Origin of the sequence: Vitiosangium sp. GDMCC 1.1324, assembly GCF_003044305.1 — a bacterium.
In the GTDB taxonomy this organism is placed as follows: Bacteria; Myxococcota; Myxococcia; order Myxococcales; family Myxococcaceae; genus Archangium.
The window spans coordinates 456,816-479,005 of sequence record NZ_PZOX01000004.1 but is presented as its reverse complement, the minus strand read 5'-3'; the positions used below and the strand labels follow the sequence as shown (position 1 = coordinate 479,005).

The 22,190-nt window shown below is 69.6% G+C and carries 17 protein-coding genes; 14 read left to right on the top strand and 3 right to left on the bottom strand.

Annotated elements, in window-relative coordinates; all coding sequences use genetic code 11:
- Nucleotides 1-10 precede the first annotated feature (10 nt).
- The 6 genes from DAT35_RS14730 to DAT35_RS14705 all read left to right on the top strand — a co-directional run bounded on the left by DAT35_RS14730 (nucleotide 11) and on the right by DAT35_RS14705 (nucleotide 7,524).
- Complete coding sequence (locus DAT35_RS14730) at nucleotides 11-916, top strand: hypothetical protein (protein ID WP_146209713.1); 906 nt, start codon at nucleotides 11-13, stop codon at nucleotides 914-916.
- A gap of 15 nt (nucleotides 917-931) precedes the next feature.
- A complete protein-coding gene (locus DAT35_RS14725) occupies nucleotides 932-1,831 on the top strand; it encodes a type VI immunity family protein (RefSeq protein ID WP_108067617.1) in 900 nt (299 codons plus the stop codon).
- Nucleotides 1,832-2,033: 202 nt separating this feature from the next.
- Nucleotides 2,034-2,474, top strand: coding sequence for a hypothetical protein (locus DAT35_RS14720; protein ID WP_233261482.1), 441 nt, complete (start codon nucleotides 2,034-2,036; stop codon nucleotides 2,472-2,474).
- Complete coding sequence (locus DAT35_RS14715; protein WP_108067615.1) at nucleotides 2,471-4,318, top strand: hypothetical protein; 1,848 nt, start codon at nucleotides 2,471-2,473, stop codon at nucleotides 4,316-4,318. The genes DAT35_RS14720 and DAT35_RS14715 overlap by 4 nt, the downstream gene beginning before the upstream one ends.
- Nucleotides 4,315-7,200 (top strand): bpX6 domain-containing protein, encoded by a 2,886-nt coding sequence (locus tag DAT35_RS14710; RefSeq protein ID WP_108067614.1) that lies wholly within the window; start codon nucleotides 4,315-4,317, stop codon nucleotides 7,198-7,200. The genes DAT35_RS14715 and DAT35_RS14710 overlap by 4 nt, the downstream gene beginning before the upstream one ends.
- 93 nt (nucleotides 7,201-7,293) lie before the next feature.
- A complete protein-coding gene (locus tag DAT35_RS14705; protein WP_108067613.1) occupies nucleotides 7,294-7,524 on the top strand; it encodes a hypothetical protein in 231 nt (76 codons plus the stop codon).
- On the opposite strand, the gene DAT35_RS14700 is transcribed toward DAT35_RS14705, so the two are convergent.
- Nucleotides 7,521-7,892: a response regulator gene (locus tag DAT35_RS14700; protein ID WP_108067612.1), complete on the bottom strand. Its 372-nt coding sequence runs from the start codon at nucleotides 7,890-7,892 to the stop codon at nucleotides 7,521-7,523. The two genes, DAT35_RS14705 and DAT35_RS14700, sit on opposite strands and share 4 nt — an antisense overlap.
- 466 nt (nucleotides 7,893-8,358) lie before the next feature.
- Here DAT35_RS14700 and DAT35_RS14695 point away from each other — a divergent pair, with 466 nt between their 5' ends.
- From DAT35_RS14695 to DAT35_RS14675, 5 genes are all read left to right on the top strand, one after another.
- Entirely contained in the window at nucleotides 8,359-8,736 is a 378-nt protein-coding gene (locus tag DAT35_RS14695) for a helix-turn-helix transcriptional regulator (protein ID WP_108067611.1), read from the top strand.
- Nucleotides 8,737-8,827: 91 nt separating this feature from the next.
- Nucleotides 8,828-11,764 carry a TonB family protein gene (locus DAT35_RS14690; protein WP_108067610.1) on the top strand — a complete coding sequence of 979 codons (2,937 nt, stop codon included), beginning with the start codon at nucleotides 8,828-8,830 and terminating at the stop codon, nucleotides 11,762-11,764.
- A gap of 169 nt (nucleotides 11,765-11,933) precedes the next feature.
- Entirely contained in the window at nucleotides 11,934-13,862 is a 1,929-nt protein-coding gene (locus DAT35_RS59915; protein ID WP_199242890.1) for a PAS domain-containing protein, read from the top strand.
- A 153-nt stretch (nucleotides 13,863-14,015) separates the two neighbouring features.
- Nucleotides 14,016-14,468, top strand: coding sequence for a DoxX family protein (locus tag DAT35_RS14680; RefSeq protein ID WP_108067609.1), 453 nt, complete (start codon nucleotides 14,016-14,018; stop codon nucleotides 14,466-14,468).
- 75 nt (nucleotides 14,469-14,543) lie between these two features.
- Entirely contained in the window at nucleotides 14,544-15,422 is an 879-nt protein-coding gene (locus DAT35_RS14675; protein ID WP_108067608.1) for a hypothetical protein, read from the top strand.
- Between the two features lie 40 nt (nucleotides 15,423-15,462).
- Here DAT35_RS14675 and DAT35_RS14670 read toward each other — a convergent pair whose 3' ends face one another.
- Together DAT35_RS14670 and DAT35_RS14665 are read right to left on the bottom strand one after the other, a co-directional pair.
- On the bottom strand, nucleotides 15,463-16,803 hold the full coding sequence (locus tag DAT35_RS14670; protein WP_108067607.1) for a hypothetical protein: 1,341 nt from the start codon (nucleotides 16,801-16,803) through the stop codon (nucleotides 15,463-15,465).
- Nucleotides 16,800-19,067, bottom strand: coding sequence for a hypothetical protein (locus tag DAT35_RS14665; protein WP_199242889.1), 2,268 nt, complete (start codon nucleotides 19,065-19,067; stop codon nucleotides 16,800-16,802). The genes DAT35_RS14670 and DAT35_RS14665 overlap by 4 nt, the downstream gene beginning before the upstream one ends.
- 325 nt (nucleotides 19,068-19,392) lie before the next feature.
- On the opposite strand from DAT35_RS14665, the gene DAT35_RS14660 reads away from it, so the two are divergent.
- From DAT35_RS14660 to DAT35_RS14650, 3 genes are all read left to right on the top strand, one after another.
- The gene (locus DAT35_RS14660) at nucleotides 19,393-19,968 is read left to right on the top strand and encodes a TetR/AcrR family transcriptional regulator (RefSeq protein WP_108067606.1); all 576 of its coding nucleotides are present in this window, start codon (nucleotides 19,393-19,395) and stop codon (nucleotides 19,966-19,968) included.
- A 76-nt stretch (nucleotides 19,969-20,044) separates the two neighbouring features.
- A complete protein-coding gene (locus DAT35_RS14655) occupies nucleotides 20,045-21,154 on the top strand; it encodes an SDR family oxidoreductase (protein ID WP_108067605.1) in 1,110 nt (369 codons plus the stop codon).
- A gap of 99 nt (nucleotides 21,155-21,253) precedes the next feature.
- Nucleotides 21,254-22,189 carry a DUF808 domain-containing protein gene (locus DAT35_RS14650; protein WP_108067604.1) on the top strand — a complete coding sequence of 312 codons (936 nt, stop codon included), beginning with the start codon at nucleotides 21,254-21,256 and terminating at the stop codon, nucleotides 22,187-22,189.
- Nucleotide 22,190 lies beyond the last annotated feature (1 nt).

Genomic DNA, 22,190 nt, shown 5'->3' with positions numbered 1-22,190 from the left:
AGTCGCTTCCATGCTTCATACCGCGAAGATTGGGGTCGTGCGGCTGCTGGTGCTCCTGGCCGTGCTCCAGGCGGGGTGTTGGGCGGAATCGGTACCCGTCGAGGTGGTTGCGGAGTGTGGTCCACGGGACCTGACCCCGGAGTGCTGTCTCAAGCGTTTCCCCACTCAGTGGGAGCGCTGCACCGGCTCGTCCGAGATCGCGCGGGCCATGGAGGAGGCGGAGGCCGCCGAAGCCCTCGGGCGGACTCCCTCCGTGCCGCTCAAGATCATCGCTGGCGGCGTTGCTGTGGCCATGGCGGGGCAGTCCGTGCGCATCGGCTCCGCTGAGCAGCGGGGCGTGGAACTGGCATCGGATCTGCGCAAGAAGGTCGAAAAGGCCATCGTGCGGTGCGCCCGCAAGGCGGATCAGCAGGTCAACGCCTATCATTTCAAGGGAAAGAGCCCGACTTGGGAGCAGTGCCAGCAGATCAAGCTCGGCGAACAGACGACGTGGGCCGCCTACCTGGGGCTTTTCAAGCACGAGGAGTCCTGGTCATGCCTGCGCGAGGCACTGGACAAACTGTTGCCGCAGAAGAACTACTGGCTCCGCCCCCGCTTCTATGTCGACCCGAAGACGGGGACATGGAAGCACATGGACGAGAACATGATGAGTCAGATTCTGTCGAAGGAGGGCTGGTCGGGTCTGAGGGGAACCATCGAGCCGGACATCGTCATCCTGGATGAGAATGGCTTCATCATCCACGTGTACGATCTCAAGTTCCCGTGTCCGGAGACCAATGGTGCTAATTGGGATACGTACGGGGAAGGGACTCGCTGGGAGGATCAGTCACAGGGAGATGTCTATGAAGACGCCCTCGGGGTAGAGCCCTTGCTCGTATCTCCGCGGTGGGGAGTATCAATACCGAGGAACAAGTAGAACGAGAGGCCCATAATGCGCTACCCGAGGTTGCGGTACCACAACAAGCGCGGCTGGCTGGGTGCGAGCGATGCCCTGCTCATGTGCTTCTACATGCCGCATCCCAACGAGCGGATCGCACCTGCCATCATTCGTGCCGTGGAACTCTTCCGGGAACGGATACGGCCCTACCGGCTTGCCTGGAACAATACGGGTGATGGGCAAGCCGAGCCGCTCGATGACGCTTCCTGGGAAAGGACCCGCAAGAAGACCCTGGAGGCGGGGCCCGACAGGAGTGGCACCCTGATGCTGGAGGGCAAGGGAGGAGTGGATGACCTCCATGTGGACTACCGGGGATTGTCCTCTGTCCCACTCCCCTGGCCAGAGCGGAAGGATGATGTCTGCGTCCTGTACTTGCGCCTGCCCACGGAGTACCTGGAAGAGTGGGGCCCGAAGCACGTTCGTGTGCTCGCCCTCGAGCTGGCGGCGGAGCTCCCCTTCAGCTCGGGGTATGTGGACTTCGTCCTTTGCTCGTCTCGCGCGGATTCGGTCGAAGCCCTCAAGCTCATCCGCCCGCGTTACCAGGGAGTGCATCTCGCTTCGAGCGGGGCCACCATGAACGTGAACACCTGGGTGGAGGGCATCCACTGGATGAACTTCCTCGGGCAGCCGGTGCTCGGGAAGCTCGGCGGTATGTCCGGCCTGCGCGAGCGTCTGACGCTTCCAGGCTTCTCCCTCCAGGAGATGAGCGGAGACCGCGTGCTCATCACGCTGGGAGAGCGGCCGGAGGTGGGGGACATGGAGGTGGGCCAGACGCTTCCCCTGCACCGCGCGCTCGCCCGGCTCCTCGAGCCCTACCTCTATCAACGCAAGTCGATGTTCGGCCGCCCGCTCCCCGAGGAGCTGCTGCGCTGGGACCGCCGCTTCCTGGACTGACGGGCCTCCAGCCCTCCTCCCATGGCACTGCCGCACTTCGGTGCCGTGAGGACAACCCGCGGTGGTGCGCCGCGGTGGTGATGTCCTGCTTCGCGTGGAGCGAGCCGTCCGGCCTTTGTCCGAAGCCGGGACTCGCACCGGCTGCCCCCGATGCCGGCAACCGGTGCTCAGGTGCGGTAGGCTTCGTCCCGTGGCGAGCCCGTTGAGTCCCGACCCACACTTCTCGCCCGTCTGGAGTCCTCGGGCCCAACCGCTGCCCGCGCTCGCGGTGGCGGGCGTGGGGCCGGTGGCGCTCGCGCTCGCGCGCCGCGCGCTGGCGGTGGAGGATGGGGTGCTCGCCCGGTGGAGTGGTGTGGCCGGGCCAGGCGTGCTGGTGCTGCTCGGCGACACGGAGTCGCTCCCGTGGGTGGATGGTGTCGTCTACCTCGGGCGTGACGCGGCGGCGCCCTCGCTGCTGCTGCCGTGCACGCTCGCTCCGGACGTGGCTCCCTCGCTGCTCGAGCGCGCGCTCGTTACCCGGGCCCGCGCGGGGACGCCGCTCGCCGTGCTGCCCCGCTCGGCGCACCTCGTGCCCGTGGGCGCGGCGCGTCCCGTCTCCCGCGTCACCCTCGGCGCATGGTTGGCGAAGCAGGAGGCCCCATGAGCGCGCTACCCGAGGCGCTGCGTCCCTGGGCGGCGCACCTGTCCCTCTTCCCGGAGGACCTGGCCCTCAGCGTGGGTGCCCATGTCGCCCGGCTGGCCGCGGCGCTCGGCCCCCTGCGCGCTCGCAACGAGATGGAGGGCGGCGAGCTCCAGGGCTATGACGGCCTCACCCGGCGCGGTTCGCCCGAGCGGCTGCTGATGAGCGAGTGGCTCATGGCCCTCGAGGCCCCGGACGAGTTCGTGCGCCGCGCGGCCTTCGGCGAGCAGGCCTACCTCCGGCCCGCCTACCGCCAGCCCCAGGGTGGACGCCGCACCGTGGCCCTGCTGGATGCCGGGCCGGATCAGTTCGGCTCGCCCCGTATCGCGCACCTGGCGCTGCTGGTGGTGCTCGCCCGGCGTGCCGAGGCCGCGGGCGCGGGCTTCTCGTGGGCGGTGCTCCAGTCTTCTCCCCAGACGGTGCCCTTCTCCAGCGTCGATGCCGCCGCCATCGGCCGTTGGCTGAAGGCCGTCAGCGCCGAGCCTCCCACGCAGGCGCAGCTCTCCGGATGGTTCGAGGCGCTCGAGCTGGGTCACGCTCCCGACGACGTGTGGTTGGTGGGTGGCGCGCGGCTGTCGCGGCTCCCCGGCACCGAGCGGCTGTCCCGCGTGGCCGTGGACGAGGTGGTGGCTCCCGGCGCCCGGCGGCTCTCGGTGGAGGTGCGGCCCGCGTCCCGGCCCTCGCGTCAGGTGGTGCTGGAGCTGCCGCCCGCGCCCCAGTGCGTGCGGTTGCTGCGCGACCCCTTTGGTACCGCCGTCGCCGCTCCAGTGCTGGACTCGAGCGCCAGCGCTGTCCGCGCCCTCGGCTTCTCCGCGGATGGGCTGCGGTTGCTGCTGGCGCACAATGACGGCAGTGTCGCGGCGCAGGCGCTTCCCCAGTCTCCTCGCGCCACCACGCCCAGGCCCAAGCGCTTCCACCTCGTGCGCGACGAGGCCCTGCTGGCCGTGGGCTGGCGCCGCAGCGGCGGGTTGATTGCCGTGACGCTGTGTGGGCGCACCCTGCGCGTGTATGGCTCATTGAAGGGCTACCACAAGGGCCGCTTCGTGCCCTTTCCCCTGCCCGAGGGGATCGCTCCACCTCGGATGCAATGGAGCCCGGAGGAGCGCCCGTTGCAGGCGATGACCCAGTCGCATATGGGCCGAGAGATCGTGGTCCTGTTGGATGCCGCGGGTGTGCTCTACCGGCTCGATGGGCGTGAGTCGGCGGACCGCTCCGTCCTCCCCATCGCCCAGGGTGTGACCGCGCTGGCCGAGCGCAATGGCTCCCTCTTCTATGTGGCCCGGCACCCGCCGGACTCGGCGGACGAGGACGGGTTGCAGCTCGGGTTCTGGACGCCCGCGAAGTCCTGGCAGCGACCCATGCAGATGGGAGGGGATGGAGCGGCGTACTTCGGCCATAAGAAGGACATGGCCGACGGCGAGGCGGGTCCTCTCATGGTGCGCCACCAGTCCGTGCACTGGCGGGTGCTGTACGACCTGCGCTACCTGGACCAGGAGCACCGGAGCCCGAGGAGCACGGACCTGTCTCCACCCCCGAGGACGTGGGTGGTGGGATTGGCCCCCTGGCTGCCGGGCATGGTGAGCTGGCCGGGACTGGTGGTGTTGGGGCAGGACCAGCGCGGATTCTCCCTGTTGGCTCAGAAAGGCATCGCCGAGCGTCTGGTGGATGCTCCAGCCCGGGTCGTCACCGCGACGCTCAGCCATTCCCAGCCCCTCCTGGCCTGGCTCACGGAGACGGGGGAGGTGGGGGTGTGGAGCTTCCAGCACCGGGCCCTCGTCTTCCGCTCCGTCCCGGGAGGAAAGCGATGAGCACCGCGAGAACTCCGCGGCCTCGCGCCCATGTCCACCGTGGCTCGGTGGAGGGCGTGGCGCTCTGGTTCGACCCCTCGCTCCTCGGCGAGGCGGAGGCGCGCCGGCGCGTGCTGGCCGCGTGGACGCCGGGAGCGGGCGTGTACGCGCTCGCCGGAGGCTTCCTGCTGCGGTTGCCGGCCCCACGCTGGATGGACTGTGCCTCGGCGCCGGGACTGCCCTTCACGTTGGAGGGCGGTGTCCTGCTCTCCGCTCCTCTCACCACGTCCGAGCGCGAGCGCTTGGCGCCCACCGAAGGGGCCGTCGTGCTGGTGCGCGCGGGGAGGGTGGAGGTGCATCCGCTCGAGGCCTCGCGGCGGGTGGACATGTCCGCGTGGCTCGACGTGTCGGGCTGGGACGTGGTGCCCGTGGAGGGACTCGGGGCGCCGCCGCCACCCGTGGCCACGCTCGTGCCTGTCGCAGCGCCCACACGCGCCAGCTTCGGGCTCGGAGCCCCCGCTCCCGAGGCCGAGGTGATGAGGGCCCGGATGGAGGGGCGGCCCGTTCCGGCGAGCGCCGCGCCTCGCAAGCCGGGGCTGCTCGACAGGCTCCGGTCCTGGTGGCGTGGGGAGACCCAGCGGCCCGGCGCGGCGACCGTGGATTCCGCGGCCCCCGCGCGTGCTTCGCTCCTGAGCCGGCTCGGTGCGTGGCTGCGCGGGAGTGGCGGCAAGACCTCCGCCAACGCCAGTGGAACCCGAAGCCTCGCGATGCCCTCGTTCCTGGGCCGCATGTTGGCGCCGCTCCTATCGGTGCTGGCCTCACTTCGCGGTCCCGGGTCCGCCACCTCCTCCGCGCCCGCCAAGGCACCCTCCGCACCGCCGCCTCCTCCGCCCTCGGGTCCGGGGCTCCTGTCCCGGCTCGCCGAGTGGCTCGCCACCTCCACGCCCCTGGGCCCGCTACTGGGCCGGCGTAAAGCGGAGTACGTGCGGCGGCTCTTCGACATGCTGGATGGAGGGAACCTGGACGAGGCGCTGCGCTACGCCATCCCCCTGTCGAAGGGCGGCATGACGGAGCAGGCGAGGGTGTCGCTCGGGCTGCCCGGCCCCCGGGAGCGGCTCGACATCCAGCCTCGTCAGGGTGGAGGGGGCCGCGTCTTCGGCGGCGGCGAGGCCGTGTACAACGCGCTGCGCGAGCGCTACCGGGCGGCCTTCGAGAAGCTCAAGCGCGAGGGGCGCATCGAGGAAGCGGCCTTCGTCCTCGCCGAGCTGCTGAACGAGGAAGAGGAGGCCGTCTCCTTCCTGGAGCGGCACGGGCGGCTGAGGTTGGCGGCGGAGCTGGCCGAGGGCCGCAAGCTGGCGCCAGGGTTGGTGGTGCGGCAGTGGGTGCTGGCGAAGGACGTGGCACGGGCGGTGGACATCGCGCGGAGCCGGGGAGCCTTCGCGGACGCGGTGCTGAGGCTGGAGCGCACGCACCCATCCGAGGCGCGAGTGTTGCGGCTCCTCTGGGGCGAGGTGCTCGCGCAGTCAGGGGACTACGCGCGCGCGGTGGAGGCGGTGTGGCCGCTGGAGGACGCGCGGCAGCTCGCCCGGGCGTGGCTCGAGCGGGGCTCGGAGGCGGGAGGTGTCAGTGGGGCCCGGATGCTGGCGCGCAGGGCCGTCGCTGTTCCCGAGCACTTCGAGATGGTGAAGGCGCGTGCGCTCGCGCTCCTGGACGCGGACGACGCGGAGGGAGCCCCCGCGCGCCTGGCCTTCGCCGGAGCGCTGACCCAGGAGGTGGAGCGCGACAAGAACGCGGAGCCGGGCCGTGTGCTGCTCGGGCCCGCGGTGCGCGCGGTGCTGAGGGATCGGGCGGCGGGCTTCGTGCCCTCGACGAACAGGGACATCGAGCGCTTCGTGCTCGCGACGGGAGACCCGGTGCTGCGCGCGGACCTGCCCCCGGTGTCCCCGTCGCCGCGGCTTCCCGAGCCCGGGGGCTTTCCGTCCGAGGGTCGCCCGGTGGCCCACGTCTTCGACGCGGGGGAGGGAGGGCCCTGGCCCATCTACGACGTGCTGCCCCTGTCCGGAGGGCGGATGCTGGTGGCGCTCGGCGAGGCGGGGGCGCGGCTCGTCACGAGGGACGGCCGGTGCGTGGCGCACTTCGACGTGCCCGCCTTCTCGCTGGTGCTCTCGGTGCACGAGGACCGGGCGCTGGCGCTCGCGCCGCGCGGGACGCTCAAGCGCCTGTCGCGGTTGGACCTGACCCGGCGCCGGGCCGAGCCGTGGTGCGACACGCGTGCCGATGCCTTCGCCTCGATGTACGACGGGAGCCTGTGGTTCCTCGCCGTGGACGACGCGGTGATGGCGGTGGATGTGCTCACCGCGGAGCCTCGCGCGCTGTGGCGGGTGCCGCAGGTGGGCGGGCAGGTGTTGGCGCTGGCGATGGGGCCGACCGAGCTGAGCTTCGCCACCCTCACCCCGGAGGCGGAGATCGAGCGCTGGAGCTACACGTTGCCGGACCTCACGTTGCGCGCGCGTCAGATGGTGTCCGGAGGGAAGGTGGAGGCGCTATGGCATCTCTCGCTGCGAATGGATGGGGACCTGACGGTGCTCGCTCCGGACGGCGTGCGGTGGGTAGGTCCCTACGGGGGGCGTCTGGTGCCGCTGCCCGCGCTGCCCGAGATGGCGCTGGCGGGACTGGTGCTCGGCGGGGAATGGATGGCGGCGCTGGAGCACACACCGGTGGGCGTGGGGGTGCGGCTGATGGAACGGATGCGGGGGCGGGTCCGCGCGCAGTTCCTCTTCGAAGGTGAGCACCCGGTGTCGGTGCGGTTCCCGAATGGTGAGCTGCTGTTCTTCGACACGGCGGGGCGGCTGGTCCGGGTGGACCTGACGCGGGGCGAGGTGTGGCGCGTGGTTCTGCACTGATCCTCCCCTTTCGTGCCCAGAAGGCGACAGAAGGGCGAGCCGCGAGGCGCTCCGAATCTTGCCGCTTTGTGTGTGGATGCCCAGCTTGGGCAGATGGCCCTCCAGTTCACACTGTCGCAGCAGGTGTCATACCTTCTGTCGCACTGTCCCACGGCCATGAGGGGCCGCATCCTCCGCGAGCTCTCTCAGTGGCTCGAGGGCTCCCGGCCTCCGCCTCGCAGCGGTCTCGAGGTGGGCGTGCTCCGGCTGTCCTCTGGCATCCAGGTCAGCTACCGGCTGGACCGCTCGCGGCAACAGGTGGAGATGCTCGACGCCGCTCTCTAACGGCGCCGAGTGGCCGTCTCGAGCAGGACGCGCAGCGCGTTCAGGTCCACCGGCTTGGGCACGGCGCCGAGGATGCCCTCGGGTAGGACCTGGGAGGCGCCCGCGCCAGACACCACCACCACCGGGAGCGAGCGCAACGCCGGGTCCCCGCGCACGTGCTGCATCAGTTCCCAGCCGCTCATCACCGGCATCATCAAATCCAGCAACATGGCCATCGGCCGGGGCGCGCACCTCAACCGCTCGAGTGCCTCCAGCCCGTTGCCCGCCACCTCCACCTCGTAGCCGAGCGCCTCGAGGAACTCTGCGAGCAACTCCCGGCTGTCCGCATGGTCCTCCACGACGAGGACGGGGTGACGCCCTTCACTCATGGTCCTCCGGTCCTTCCCGTTCCCTGGCGCGCCATAGCACGGTGGGTGTTCGGGGCCGGGAAGACATGTGAGCCGGGCCTCGCCAAGGGTTGGCTCCTGGACCGATGGGGGGGACTCCAGGGCAGCAAAAGCCACCCGGCGTGGGGGTTCGGGCCGGATTCGTCCAGAGAGGGACATTCAGGGGGCTCTTGCAAGCCGAAAATCAGGTCCCATGTCCCAAGCAGGACGTGAATGGTCATCCCGTCACCTGTCGGCTCTGGCAGAACAGATGACCTGGTGCGTTCGGTTCACCTCTAGAACCGGACGTCAGGTGGCGAGGGGGTCGCGGTGATCGCTCCTCTCGTTGCGCCGAGCACCGTTAGGGTCCCAGGTTTTCCCGACTACCCGTCCTGTCCTGTCGCGGGTTCCGCTCCGGCTCTAAGCAGATGGCCTGATGGGCCGCCTCTCCGAGAGCCAAAAAACCACCATGGGACAACCGTCGACCGGGAAGCTGGCAGCGAACGTGGGCGAGATCGCGCGTGAGTCGCGGCTGCGCGCGGGGCTGACCCAGGCCGACGTGGCGGAGCGGGTGGGGCTGGCGACGGAGGTGTACGGGCGGCTGGAGCGGGGGCGGATGTTGCCCAGTGTGCCGTCGTTGCGCCGGCTGTGCATCGCGCTGCGCACACCCTCGGACACCTTTCTGGGCCTGAACACCGGCGAGGTGGCCACGTGGGTGGCCGAGTCCTCCCCGCCCGAGTACGACGAGGTGCCCGAATTGCGCCGCCTCATGCGCACCCTGCGCAAGCTGGATGGCTCGCAGCTCAAGCTGATCGGCCTGGTGGCCGCGGCGTTGCAGAAGCGCTAGCGAGCAGACAGGCCCCTCCGTGGTAGTCAGGGCTTGTCTTGCCTCAGGGGGGCTGGCCTCATGAGGCACTTCGCCGCACGGACGGGTGCACATGAAGAACGAGCAGTGGCGGTTGAACGCGTGGTGGGGGCTCCGCGTGGCCCTGGGCCTGGTGCTGGCCGGGTTGCTTCCCCTCTCCTCCGCTCGTGCGCAGGCACCCACTACGCCTCCTGGCCTGCAGAACCTCCCGGACGTTCCCCGGGCCGGTGCACCCGACGCGGGCCTGGTGCAGACGGAGGTGGACGTCCAACGCGCCGATGGAGGCTTTGCCCTGCAAGGGGCGGGTGACCCGGACGGAGGCACGCAGCCGCGCTTCGAGCCACCCATACTGCTGACGGACTCGCCCGCGCGCTACCCCGAGGCGCTCGCCGCCCAGCCGGTGGCGGGCACGGTGCGGCTGGAGCTGCTGCTGGACGAGCAGGGCGAGGTGGCCGAGGCCCGGCTTCTCGAAGGCTCGCACCCGCTGCTCAACGACGCCGCGCTCCATGCCGCCCCCGGCCTGCGCTTCTCTCCGGCGAAGGTGGAGGGCGTGCCCGTCCAGGTGCGCCTCGTGTTCGAGTACCGCTTCGAGGCGCCCCAGCAGCCGATGGCCACGGCGGAGCAGCCCCTGCCGCCCGTCACGTTGCGAGGCCTGATACGGACCAAGGGCAACCGCAAGCCGGTGGCCGGCGCGGTGCTCGTGTCGGACCTGGCGAAAGACTCGCCCGTGGAGACGGGGCCGGATGGCCGCTTCGAAGCGCGGCTGCCCCCGGGCACCCAGACGGTGCGCATCACCGCTCCCGGCCACAAGCCCGGCGCCTTCGTCGAGGACGTGCGCAAGGGCGAGGCGCTCGAGGTGGTGTACGGCCTGGAGCCGCTGGTGGTGAACCCCTACGAGACGGTGGTGCGCGGGGACCGCGAGCGCACCGAGGTGTCCCGCGTCACGCTCCACGACGCGGAGCTGCGCGAGATTCCCGGGACGATGGGAGACCCCTTCCGGGTGATGATGCTGATGCCCGGCGTGAGCAGCATGCTCTCGGGGATTTCCTACCCGGTGGTGCGCGGCAGCCAGCCAGCCTCCACCGGTTACTTCCTCGACGGCATCCGCGTCCCCATCCTCTTCCACCTCTTCCTCGGGCCCGCGGTCATCCACCCGGACTTCATCGACACCATCGACTTCTACGCGGGCAACCCGTCCACCCAGTACGGACGGCTCACCGGTGGCGCGGTGGAGGGCAAGCTGACCCGGCCGCGAGATGACCGCGTCCACGGCAGCGCCTACGCGGACTTCATCAACGCGGGCCTCTTCATCGAGTACCCCTTCCAGTCCACCGGCACCAACGTCTCGGTGGCGGGCCGCCTCTCGTACACGCCGTGGGTGATTGCCCTCGCGGCCAACGCGTTGCAGCCGCCTGGCGCGAACGACTCGAAGCTGGTGCTGGACTTCTACGACTACCAGGCCCGTGTCGAGCAGGAGGTGGGGCAGGGCCGGCTGCGCCTCTTCGCCTTCGGCTCCTCGGACACCTTTGGCGCGGAGGCGAAGACGGACAACGGCACCACCGCGCTGCAGGCCATCCTCTTCCACCGCCTGGACCTGCGCTACCGGCACCCGGTGGGCGGCGGCGAGCTGGAGGCCGGCGTCACGCTGGGCTTGGACCGGTTCGCCATCTCCAACGAGAGCCCCGTCACCGGCGGCGGCACCTTCAACGTCGACCAGCGCGACGTCATCGCGCGACTGGGCTACGAGCGGAAGCTCAGCGAGGGCGTCTCGCTGCGCAGCGGCCTGGACGTGGACCACAAGCGCGCGCTCGTCTCCATCAATCAGCGCACTCGCGCGGAGGTGGGAGACCCCTTCGATGAGGTGAAGGTCGACCTGCCGGTGGCGATCGCCACCTTCACCGGCTTGTGGGCCGAGTTGCTGTGGGAGAAGGACACGCCCTGGACGCTGGTGCCCGGCGTGCGCCTGGACAACTACCACCTGGCCGGAGGCGTCAACGAGCTCGTGGTGGAGCCGCGCCTGTCCGTGCGCCGGAAGATGAGTGACGCGCTCACCCTCAAGGGGGGCGTGGGCCTCTATCACCAACCGCCCACCACGCTCATCAGCGTGCCCGTCATCGACATCGCCGCGCTGGACCAGGGGCTGCAGCAGGCGCTGCAGATCTCCGCGGGCGCCGAGTACAAGAACCTGTGGGGCTTCGACGTGAGCCTGGATGGCTACGTCAACCCGATGCTGCGCACGGTGGAGCTGACACCCTTTGGCAGCGAGGACACGAGCTTCGAGACACCGTCCATCCCCGACGGGAGCGGGGGAAACCCGGGCAACGGGAGGCCGCCTCCCACGCCGGACCCGGGGACGACCGGGGGCCGGGGCCTCACGCGGGGGATGGCGCAGGTGGACAACCCCATTCCCAACGTCAAGCTGCCGGACCTGAGCAGCCATGGCCTGTCCTACGGCCTGGAATTGCTCATCCGCCGCCCGCTGGGTGGCAACTGGTTCGGCTGGCTGTCCTATTCGCTGCAGCGCAGCACGCGCTACGTGCGCTTCAACCGCTACGACGCGCACGGCCAGCCCGTGGGCCAGGCCGAGGGGGACCTGCCCTACGTCTTCGATCAGACGCACGTCGCCAACCTGGTGCTCAGCTACAAGTTCTCCAACAACATCACCGTGGGCGGCGTGGTGCACTTCAACTCCGGCCGTCCAGAGTCGGGCAACCTCACCAGCAGCACGCAGACGGAGGGCACGGACATCACCGGCCAGCCGACCTGGGTGCGGGTGGACCGGGACAAGGTGGATCGGCTCCCGCCCTTCTTCCGCTTCGACATCCGCCTGTCCAAGGCGTGGGCCTATGACACCTTCACGCTCGAGGCCTACCTGGACATGCTCAACGTGACGATCAGCCAGGAAGTGGTCGCCTTCGACTACATCGGTGGTGGGGGCGCGCCCCTGCGCAAGTCGGCCACGGGCGTGCCCATCGTGCTGCCCATCTTCGGCCTCAAGGGACGCTACTGAAGCCCCGGGCGTCCCCGGCACGGCCCGAAATCAGGCACTTGGGGGCGCCCCCGGGCTCGTGGCGGGAGGTCATGGCCGACACCCGTGGGTCATGGCATACTGCCCGGCCGCATCCACCTCCCGGGCATCCCAGCCCCCGCCTGGAGGGTGGAGGTGCGGGGGGAACTGCATGGCTTCATCCTGGGTTCCAGGGCCCGAGCTTGCCTGGATGCTGCATGCGGAGTGTCCCGACCCGTGCATCCTGTGGGAGTCCGTGCGGGATGACGCCGGAGCGCTGATCGACTTCCAGTGGATGGCGCTCAACCCGGCGGCCGAGGCGCTCGTGAAGGAACTGGGCCTGGGCCGCGCGCTGTCCTCGTGGCGCACGGTGGAGGGCCTGCCGGAGCGGGATGTCCTGAGAGGGGTGGTGGATGGCGGCAAGCCGCTGTCCTTCGAGCTTGAGCTGCACGGCCGCGTGAGCGAGGCACGGCGCTGGTACCGGGCGCGGGTGGTGAAGCACGGCGAGGGGCTCGTGCTGTGGCTCTCCGATATCACCGAGCTGCACGAGGAGCGGCGCTCGCTGCGCGAGTCCCTGGAGCGGGAGCGGACCACGCGGGCGCGGGAGGAGCACCTGCGGTTGGCGCTGGAGACGGCGCGGATGGTGACGTGGGAGTGGTCGGAGGCGAGGCTCACCATCCACTGGTCCCCCAACGCGGAGGACTTCTTCGGCCGGCCTTCGGGAGGGACGGGGGACACCCTGGAGTGCTTCCTGGAGCGCGTGTGCGCCGAGGAGCCGGCACAAGTCGCCGAGTCCTTCGAGCTGGGGCTGCTCGCGGAGGGCCCCTACACCTTCCACTTCCGAGGGCGATGGCCGGACGGCTCGGTGCACTGCTACGAGGTGGTGGGGCAGACGTACCGGGAGGAGGGCCGGCCCACGCGGATGCTGGGCCTGGTGATGGACATCACCGAGCGCGAACGCGCCCAGGCGGCGCTGCGCGAGGCCGAGGAGCGCTACCGGCTGGCCGCGTGGGCGACGAATGATCTGCTCTGGGACTGGAAGCTCGGCGGCGACCACATCCACTGGGGCGAGGCGACCGTCTCGGTGTTGGGCTATCAGCCCGAGGAGATGGGGGGCCTGTCGTGGTGGACGGAGCAGATCCACTCCGAGGACCGGGAGGTGGTGCTGCGCAGCCTGGACCACGTGGTGGGGTCGGGCGGGGAGTCGTGGATGGCCGAGTACCGCTTCCGGCGCAAGGATGGCACGTATGCGCACGTGCTGGACCGGGGGCTGGTGGCCCGTGACGCGAGGGGAGGCTCCTCGCGGATGATCGGTTCGATGATGGACATCACCGAGCGCAAGCGCGCGGTGGAGCGGATGCAGGAAGAGGCGCAGTTCCGCGAGCGCTTCATCGGCATTCTGGGGCATGACCTGCGCAACCCCCTCAATGCCATCTCGCTGACGGCGCGAGCGCTGCGGCGGCGCAGCCCGTCCCAGTCGCACCAGCAGCTGGCGCAGCGGATAGAAGCGAGCGCGGCGCGCATGGGGAACATGATTTCCGACATCCTGGACCTGACGCGGGCGCGGCTGTCCGGGGGGATTCCCCTGAACCTGGAGCCCACGAGCCTGCTCGCGGTCTGCCAGCAGGTGGTGGAGGAGCTGACGGTGGCGCATCCGGGGCGGAGCATCGTCCTGGAGACTCGGGGCGAGGGGGAGGGCGAGGGCATCTGGGATCCAGAGCGCCTGGCACAGGTGGTGAGCAACCTGGTGGGCAATGCGCTGGAGCACGGCTCGCGCGAGGAGACCATCTTCGTGCGCTGCGAGACCGAGCCGGAGTGGCAGGTGTTGGAGATCTCCAACCAGGGAGCGCCGATTCCGAGCCACCAGCTGGCCACGCTGTTCGACCCGTTCCGCCAGGGGGGAGGAAGCCGGAGCGGGCGGGGCAGCGGGCTGGGACTGGGGCTGTTCATCGTGCGCGAGCTCGTGGAGGCCCACGGTGGCCAGGTGACGGTGCGCTCCACGGAGCACGAGGGGACGACCTTCACGGTCCTCCTGCCTCGGGACGCGCGCCAGTCGGGCCAGAACGGAGGGCCGGTGCCGGGAAGGGCGCGCACCGGCTGACGCTTCCTCTCCCGGGTGTCCGGTGAGCGGGCGCGCGCCGGGCAGGTGTACGGCTCCGGGGCGTGCGTACGTTCACCCTGGGGCTTCAGGCCAACGGCCCGGGGCCCTTTCGCCTCTCCGAGGGCTCATCACCCCGGGGGAAGGGAGGACGTCATGGGTGCCCTGGCTCCGCTCGGCCGGCTGCTCTTCTCGGCCATCTTCATCCTCAGCGGCTTCAACCACCTCGCCAACGGCGAGGGGATGATTGGCTACGCGCGGAGCGCGGGCCTGCCGTTCCCGGCGCTCGCCATCTATGGCTCGGGTGTGGTGCTGCTCGTGGCCGGGGTGTGCATCCTGCTGGGCGTCTTCGCCCGTATCGCCTCGGTGGCCATCGCCATCTTCCTGGTGCTCGCCGCCCTGACGGTGCACAGGTTCTGGGGCCTCCCGCCGGACCAGGCCGCGATGCAGATGGTCCACTTCTTGAAGAACATCTCCATGGCGGGTGGGGCACTGCTGCTCACGTACTTCGGGCCCGGTCCCTACAGCGTGCGAGCGAGCTCGCGGGTGCTCGAGGAGCGGCGCGCCCATCGCCCGCCACCGCCCCTGCGGCCGCGCCCTCAGTCGTGAGCGCGAGGCGCCGCTTGGAAATCGTTTGACACCAGGTCATTGACACCCTGGTCATTCTCGATTTCCAATAATGGAATGAAAAACACGCTTTTCAAGTTTTGCGCAGTGGCCCTGGTGTCCTCTGCCTGCGGAGGAGAGGTGTCCGTCGATGAAAGTACGGGAGCGGGGGAGGCGCTCTCGGTACGAACGCAGGCCGCGTACTCGGGAGTGAACGGCACGTACTGTCTGGAGAGCCCGTACAACTGCAAGCTGCAGGACCCCGGCGGCAATCGAGTCCCCACCAACGATCCCGCCGATGACAACTGGGGCCTGGTGACGGGAGTGCCCATCCGTGATGGCAACGGCACGGTGATGGGCACCAACACCCGGACGAGCTCCGCCTTCAACTACGGCCAGACGCGCACCTTCGCCGGCGAGCTGCATGCCTTCGCGGTGTCGACCTCCAACTCGAGCGCCGGGTGGCTGCCCATGTCCGCCATCCTGGGACGGACGTCCTTCGAGCAGAAGGTCGGCCACGTCTCGGCGCTGGGCTCGGGGCTGGCGAAGATGGCGTGCTACGCCGTGCGCAACTGGCATGACTCGGCCCTCGAGGTGAAGAAGGTGGTCTACGACACCACGTCGAGCAACGAGCGCGCGGGCGACTACCTGCCGCTGGTGCGCGCCAATGGCCTGCGCTCGGTGAACCTCACCTTCAACGTGCCGGGCATGGCCCTGGGCGGCCCGGCGGTGGACCACTTCCCCGCGGGCACGAAGTTCCAGCGCCTGGACGTGCCGACCGACTCCGGTGCCCCGTCCATCGACATTCCGCTCTGGGTCCAGGACAGCGCGGGCCGCTACCGCCAGCAGTCGGGGACGATGAAGTTCATCTACGGCTACGTCATCGCCGCGACCGGCACCAAGCGCAACGGATGGATGGCGTACGACGCACTCGAGGTCAGCTCCGGTTGCCCGTGAGCGGCAGAAGGACCCATCCCGCTCGGGGTTTCAGTGTCGTTCAGGAGCGGTGCCGCTCGGCCACGCGGTAGAGCTGGGTGAGAGAGGAATCCAGCAGTGACTGGCACGAGCGCATGTAGCGCCAGGCCCGGACAAAGGGCAACCAGACGCGGTTGCCCACGCGTACCTGTGCCTCCTCGAGTTTCTGGCGCGGTATCCACTGGCCGCCCAGGTTGCGTACCAGCACCTGGCCCAGGTACGCGCCAATGGCGGGCACCGCATGCGCGTCGATGTTCTCCCGCTCGAAGACCCTGGGGAACTCCTCATGCCAGAACTGGTAGTCCACGTTCGTGAGGGACTCGGGCGTCGCCTCGAAGACGGAGGGCACCTTCGTGTGCAGGAGCGCCACGAGGAGCTCGGCGAGGTAGCTGTAATGTTCGAGGGCACGCTTCGGGTCCTCCACGTCCGAAGGCAGTGCGGCGTCGGCGGGGAGCCACTCCTCGGGCTCGGGCGGCTGCCAGGTGTTGAGCTCGGCAATCTTTCGCTGGCGCTCGTGGATGGCGAAGCTGTCCACCACGCGCGAAAGGAGTGGGGCTACGTCCGGGTGGAAGCGGGGCTCCACGGGGGCGAGCGTGGCGCTGCGCTCGCGCAGGGTGTGCAGCACGGTGTCGAAGTCCAGGTCTGGCCGGAGGTGGACATGGGCGCGGGCCTGGGCAATGCGCGCTTCCTCGCTGGTGAAGTCCACGGCGGTGGGCCACATCACCAGGAGGACGGAGCCGTTGGGGAGCGCCTCCACCCGGTGGGCCGGTGTGGAGAGCATGCGTTCGCGGCCGACGGCTTCCACCAACTTCGGGCCGAAGACGTTGAGCCAGCTTACCTCGTAGATTTTGTCGAACCCGTCCCTGTACATGGTTTCGTCATCACGGCCGAAATTGGGAGCGCCAGACAACTGGTCGTCAGCCAGACTGTGGGCCGAGGCGTAGGCGACCGGGTAGCGAGAGGCCCATGCCCGCACCATGTTCACGAATGAGTGGCAGCGCCCCTCGTCTGCGAAGAAGGACAGGGGTTGTACCTCGAGCAGGATGTCCAGTTTGGGAGGGCGCGGCGGGAACTTGAGCCTGGGCCACATGTCCAACGCGGGCCACTTCGTCCGGTAGAGCCCGATGGACGTGGTCCTCTCGTCGTGCTTTTCCTCCAATGATTTCCAAATGGCGGCGCGTGAGTATCTGCGTCGCCGCTTGCCTTCAACGACGTCCGGCATCCACCCGTTGGCGTACTCTTCGAGGGCTTGGAAGAGAGGAGCCAACTCGCTCTCCAGTGCCGCCTGCTGGTCGAAGGCACCCTCGAAAGTGAGAAGGAGGCTATCCTCCCGACTCAAGTCGCGAAACTTCAGCACCTTCATTGGAACAACACCTCCACTCCCGGAATCTTCTCCTTGGTTTCTTTCACGGCTGCATTCAAATCTTTTACCTTTTCAGGCTTGAGTTTGCCGCCCTCGTAGACGAGGCGGACCCTCTGGACAGGCACCTCGCTGCCCCCAGGGAGAAGGCGCTGGAGGGAGGGCCGGCGGATATCCAGGAGCTCACCGTAATTTCCCAGGGCCTCGCTCGCGTCCGCCTTCATCTGTACTTCCAGAGCTGGACCCTTCAGCCCCGAGAGGTCGCGGCTCTTGAAACTGAACGTCTCCACGCGAGGAAACCGTCCAGCGAGCTCGCCCTCTTCGATGATGAGTACATCCGCGAAGCGCAGGCCGGTGCCCGGCTTCCACACGCCCACGTATCTTTCGATGCGAGGCCGGTCGAAGTCCCCGAGAAAGCGGCGCGCTGCCCGAGGTAGCTCCGCGTCGGCTTCCAACAACGCCACCATGAGGCGCTCGAAGGCGAGTCCCCGGGCGAACCACCCCCACATCCGCTCGTAGGGCGCCCAGCGCAGAGGCCCTTCGACTGCCGTGCCCTGCTCGAGTTCTCCGAGGCGCTTCTCGTAGTAGGCGACGTACTCAGACCAACGCGGGTTGCCTCGGGCCTCGGGCGGCGGAGCGTCGAGGGAGGGGCGCTGCTTCTCCAGCACCGCCATGTTCGCGGGCAGGCGCGGGCCCGAGGACTCAAGCTCCGCCAGTGCCAGTTTGGCCTGCACCACCTCCTGCGTGAGACCCGCCTGCGGGTCCACCAGCGAGGCCAGCCCTCCGGGGCGCTCCGCTGCACCGGCCCTCTTGGGGCTGGGGCGCGCTGCATCGTCCGCCACGGTGGCCACTTCCCTGGGGCTCGTTTCCGCGCCACCCCTTACCGCCGAGGAGCCAGTGGCCCCGGGCCTGGCCTTGGACATCATCGCCTGCGCCCGGGCCACGTTGCCCCGGGCTTCATGCAGGGCCAAGGCGGCATCCACTCCTCCCACGGCCACGAAGCGGCCCGCCTCCCGGCTGGCTTGGATGTCCCGGGCCAGCTCCCGCAGGCCCTCCACACCCAGCTGTGACTCCAGCTGCCGCGCCATCTCCTTGAGGGCCGTCAAGCGCGGCTCCGGTAGTCCCAGCCCTCGCGCTCCTCCCAGTCCGGCGCCCGGGGTTCCTCGCACCTTGGACATGGCGTGCAGGCCCTTGCCTCCGGCGTACAGGGCTCCCAGCAGCAACGCGGGCGCCAGCTCGCGCGTGGCCTGCTCGTACTGGCGCTGTGTCAGCGAGTACAATCCATGGCCCGAGCCCGCCAGCAGGTAGTAGGAGCCCAGCGGCACTCCAAACGTCATGGAGTCGAAGGTGCCCAGCGCCACGCTGCCCGGGGCGAAGTGTCGCAGCGCCAGGGCCCGCTCCACTTTCTCACTGGCCTGCTGGTAGGCCGGTGGCAATTGCGCCCGCCGCGCGGTCATCTCCGTGTAGCGGGTGCCGTCGCTCCCCGGGCTGGTGGACAGTATGTCCCTGGCGGCGCGGCCCATGCCCCGCAGCACGTCACTGGCCTGCTCGGTCCGCTCTGGGTAGCGCGAGAGTGACATTCCGCGCCGCTCCAACTCCTCGCGCACCGACGGCATGAGGGCCAGCGTCTGTCCCAACAGTTTGTCCCGGGCCAGCAGCCGCAGCACCTCGTCCACTTCGTCGTCATGGGCCGAGTGCAGGACGAAGAGGGCGAACACCTCGGCATGGAAGAGGCCGTAGCGCTCGCTGGCGGTGAGGAGGAAGGAGGCCCGCTTGCGCTGGAGGAGGTGGGCGGCGTCTTCGCGCACAGGGCCCAGGGCACCCAGCCGCACGGCGTGCCAGTCGTCCAAGGCCTCCACCAGCCGGGGCATGTCCACGCGCTGCTGCAACGCGACGAATTCGGCGGGCGAGGTGCACGTGAGGAAGGGGGCAAGCAGCGCCTCCCCGTCGCCGGAGGAGAAGTCGGGCCAGCCCGGGGGCACGGCCTGTCCTCCGCAAGTAGGAGGGCCTTGGGTCGTAGTCCCCGCGCTCGCCATGGCGATGTCCGGGCCCGGCCCAAGGGCGCTGTGGCGGCGGTGCAGCCGCTCCTGCCCGCCTGGCCCGGTGGAAGAGGGCGCCTGGAGTGGGAGCGTACCGGCCGCTGTCTCTCGCAACGCGGACCTGGAGCCGCTCCCGCCGGGCGGCGGCTCCAGCGTGACGCAGCCCGTGGTGAGCAGTACCGCCCCCAGCAGCAGCGCCAGCCCGTTGGTGGCGTTCAGTCGCTTCACATCGTGCCCTCCTTCGACGGAGGAGACCGGGAGCATTGACCGCATGTCTTCATCGACGGGTGGGTTATCGGCTCGTTCAGCCCGGGATGGCAGCCGCGCCAGCAGTGTGGACGTCATCAGCACCCCCGATGGATGACTCCCATGTTGGCAGGTCCTGGGGTCCTGTGCCTCTCGGGTTCCATCTGGGGACCCGAGCAGTGGATGCTGTCTGCCCGGTGCAGCCTGACCTGGCCTCCATCATCATGCGGGAGGCGGGCGGTTCTGGCGACTCGGCTCCAGTGCGAATGACTCGACAAAATATGAAGACCGGTCTAGTTATTCGGACATGAGCAAGGGACAGGACACCCGGCAGCGGATGATCGCCGCGGCCGCCGAGGTGCTCGAGCGGGCGGGTTACGCCGGGGCGGGAATCAACGAGTTGCTCGAGGCAGGAAAGGCGCCTCGGGGCTCGCTCTACTTCCACTTCCCTGGGGGCAAGGAAGAGCTCGCCGTGGCGGCGCTCGAGGTGTCGGCCGCGGAGATGACCCGGCTGTTGCAGGAGCACCTGTCCGCGGACCGGGCCCTCGTGCCGGGGTTGCGCCGGGTGCTCACGGTGCTCGCGGACCGTTCCGAGGCCGCGGGGTTCGAGAAGGGCTGCCCGGTGTCCGCCGTGGTCCTCTCGTCTGGCGCCACGCCCGAGCCGGTGCGCCACGCCGCTTCCGAGGCGCTGCGGACCTGGCAACATCTGCTCGCCGAGCGGCTGAGGGCCGAGGGGCTGGGCCCCGCCGAGTCCCGCCGCCGCTCGGGCCTCCTGCTGTCAGCCGTCGAGGGGGCCCTCCTGCTCGCGAGGGCGCACCGCAGCCGTGCCCCCGTGGATGAGCTCTCGAAGGAACTGGAGCGTCTGCTGTCGCTCGAGTCATAGGCCCCTCCGCCGGAGTGGGCGGTTCATTCCGGCATGGGGTCAAAATATGTAGACCGGTCTAGATATAGGAGGAGTCATGTTCGCTGTGTCACCGGATGTTCTCGTCGTGGGAGCCACGGGCATGCTCGGGCGCTGGCTGGTGCCGGAGCTCACCCGCCGTGGGCGTGTGGTCGCGGCGGTGCTGCGCAACGCGGGGGCTCGGGCTGAAGAGTACCGTGCCTGGGTGAAGGCGCTCGGCGGGGAGCCGGAGCGGCTGCACGTCCTCGAGGGGGACCTCGATGCACCACGCTTCGGGTGGAAGCCAGGGCAGGAGGAGGCGCTCGGGCAGGTGCGCGACGTGTACCACCTGGGCGCGCGCTTCGCCTGGAACCTGTCCGCCGACGAGGCGCGGCGCACGAATGTGGAGGGCACGCGTGCCGTCGTGGAGCTGGCCTCGCGTCTGCCGGCGCTGCGGCGGCTGGTGCTCATCGGCGGCTACCGCATCGGTCCCCGGTATGGCGCGGCGGGCGAGCGGGTCCCCGCGCCCGAGAAGAGTCTCAGTGCCTCGGGCTCCTACGAGGCCTCGAAGGGACTGGCCCACCGGGTGGGACTGGAGACCGCGGCGCGCCTGCGCGTCCCCGTCACCACGGTGCACCCGTCCTCCGTCATCGGCGACAGCCGCACGGGCATGACCGTGCAGCTCCTCGGGCTGGGGGCGACGATGAAGCGCATCCACGATGGGGCGATGCCCGTGCTCCTGGGTTCACCCCAGACGTTCGTGCCCGTCCTGGCCGTCGACTACATGGCCAGCTTCCTCGCCGGGGTGCCCGAGCTCCCCGAGGCGGAGGGCGGCGAGTACACGCTGCTCGACCCGGACACTCCGCCCTTGCATGACCTGGTGCGCTGGGCGGCGGCGCGCTCGGGCCGGCGGGCGCCGAGTTTCTCCCTCCCCGTCTCGTGGGTCCGCTGGCTGCCGGAGCGCCTGCTCGGCGCCTCCACGGAGGAGCTCGACTTCCTCGACACCGCTCGCTATCCGGTGGAACCGGCACTCGCGCTCGCCAGGCGCATGGGGCTCGTGATGCCGCCGGTGCGCGACGTTATCGAACGATGGTTCGATTATCTCCGAGGGGTGGATTTCTCACCGGACGTCCATCGGGCCCTCTCCGCGGCGGTCCGTCCAGCTGCCCGCGGCGCTCGTCCTGACTGAGAGTCGCGAGACGGCACGTCCTGTGTGCTGTATGAGGTGTCTGATACCTTTGGCACCACCATCTTTGGTAGGCCAACATTCAATGCAAGGAGCCTTCTCTTGGCCGGATCCAGCCTGCTCGCACTGATCGACGACATCGCCACCATCCTCGACGATGTGACGGTGATGACCAAGCTGGCCGCGCAGAAGACCGCCGGCGTGCTGGGCGATGACCTGGCGCTCAATGCCCAGCAGGTCACCGGCGTCAACGCCGACCGCGAGCTGCCCGTGGTGTGGGCCGTGGCCAAGGGCTCGGCGGTGAACAAGGCCATCCTGGTGCCCGCGGCCCTGGCCATCAGCGCCTTCGCGCCCTGGGCGGTGACGCCGCTGCTGATGGTGGGTGGTCTCTACCTGTGCTTCGAGGGCGTCGAGAAGCTGGCGCACAAGTTCCTGCACACCCAGGCCGAGGACGACGCCCACCACGCCGAGCTCTCCCAGGCCCTGGCCGACCCGAACGTCGACCTGGTGGCGCTCGAGAAGGAGAAGATCAAGGGCGCGGTGCGCACCGACTTCATCCTCTCGGCGGAGATCATCGCCATCTCCCTGGGCGTCGTGGCGTCCTCGCCCTTCATGACCCAGGTGTTGGCGCTCGTCGGCGTGGCCGTGCTGATGACCGCGGGCGTCTACGGGCTGGTGGCGGGCATCGTGAAGCTCGACGACCTGGGGCTCTATCTCAGCCAGCGCACCGGCGCCGCCCAGCGCTCCCTGGGGGCGGGCATCCTCAAGGCGGCGCCGTGGCTCATGAAGGGCCTGTCCGTCGCCGGCACCGCGGCCATGTTCCTGGTCGGTGGCGGCATCCTCACGCACGGCATCGCCGCGCTGCACCACGCCATCGAGTCGATGGCCCACCACGCGGGCGAGGTATCCGGTCTCGGCGGTCTGCTGGAGGCGCTCACCCCGATGGTGGCGAACGCCCTGGTGGGCATCGTGGCCGGCGCGGTGGCGCTCGGTGGAGTGAGCGTGGGCAAGCGCGTGCTGAGCCGCGGCAAGGCCTGAG

What these genes read in the sequence shown, in the direction of transcription:
- DAT35_RS14730 (WP_146209713.1), top strand. Translation starts at nt 11, where the DNA reads ATGCTTCATACCGCGAAGATTGGGGTCGTGCGGCTGCTGGTGCTCCTG.
- DAT35_RS14725 (WP_108067617.1), top strand. Translation starts at nt 932, where the DNA reads ATGCGCTACCCGAGGTTGCGGTACCACAACAAGCGCGGCTGGCTGGGT.
- DAT35_RS14715 (WP_108067615.1), top strand. Translation starts at nt 2,471, where the DNA reads ATGAGCGCGCTACCCGAGGCGCTGCGTCCCTGGGCGGCGCACCTGTCC.
- DAT35_RS14710 (WP_108067614.1), top strand. Translation starts at nt 4,315, where the DNA reads ATGAGCACCGCGAGAACTCCGCGGCCTCGCGCCCATGTCCACCGTGGC.
- DAT35_RS14705 (WP_108067613.1), top strand. Translation starts at nt 7,294, where the DNA reads ATGGCCCTCCAGTTCACACTGTCGCAGCAGGTGTCATACCTTCTGTCG.
- DAT35_RS14700 (WP_108067612.1), bottom strand. Translation starts at nt 7,892, where the DNA reads ATGAGTGAAGGGCGTCACCCCGTCCTCGTCGTGGAGGACCATGCGGAC.
- DAT35_RS14695 (WP_108067611.1), top strand. Translation starts at nt 8,359, where the DNA reads ATGGGACAACCGTCGACCGGGAAGCTGGCAGCGAACGTGGGCGAGATC.
- DAT35_RS14690 (WP_108067610.1), top strand. Translation starts at nt 8,828, where the DNA reads ATGAAGAACGAGCAGTGGCGGTTGAACGCGTGGTGGGGGCTCCGCGTG.
- DAT35_RS59915 (WP_199242890.1), top strand. Translation starts at nt 11,934, where the DNA reads ATGGCTTCATCCTGGGTTCCAGGGCCCGAGCTTGCCTGGATGCTGCAT.
- DAT35_RS14680 (WP_108067609.1), top strand. Translation starts at nt 14,016, where the DNA reads ATGGGTGCCCTGGCTCCGCTCGGCCGGCTGCTCTTCTCGGCCATCTTC.
- DAT35_RS14675 (WP_108067608.1), top strand. Translation starts at nt 14,544, where the DNA reads ATGAAAAACACGCTTTTCAAGTTTTGCGCAGTGGCCCTGGTGTCCTCT.
- DAT35_RS14670 (WP_108067607.1), bottom strand. Translation starts at nt 16,803, where the DNA reads ATGAAGGTGCTGAAGTTTCGCGACTTGAGTCGGGAGGATAGCCTCCTT.
- DAT35_RS14660 (WP_108067606.1), top strand. Translation starts at nt 19,393, where the DNA reads ATGAGCAAGGGACAGGACACCCGGCAGCGGATGATCGCCGCGGCCGCC.
- DAT35_RS14655 (WP_108067605.1), top strand. Translation starts at nt 20,045, where the DNA reads ATGTTCGCTGTGTCACCGGATGTTCTCGTCGTGGGAGCCACGGGCATG.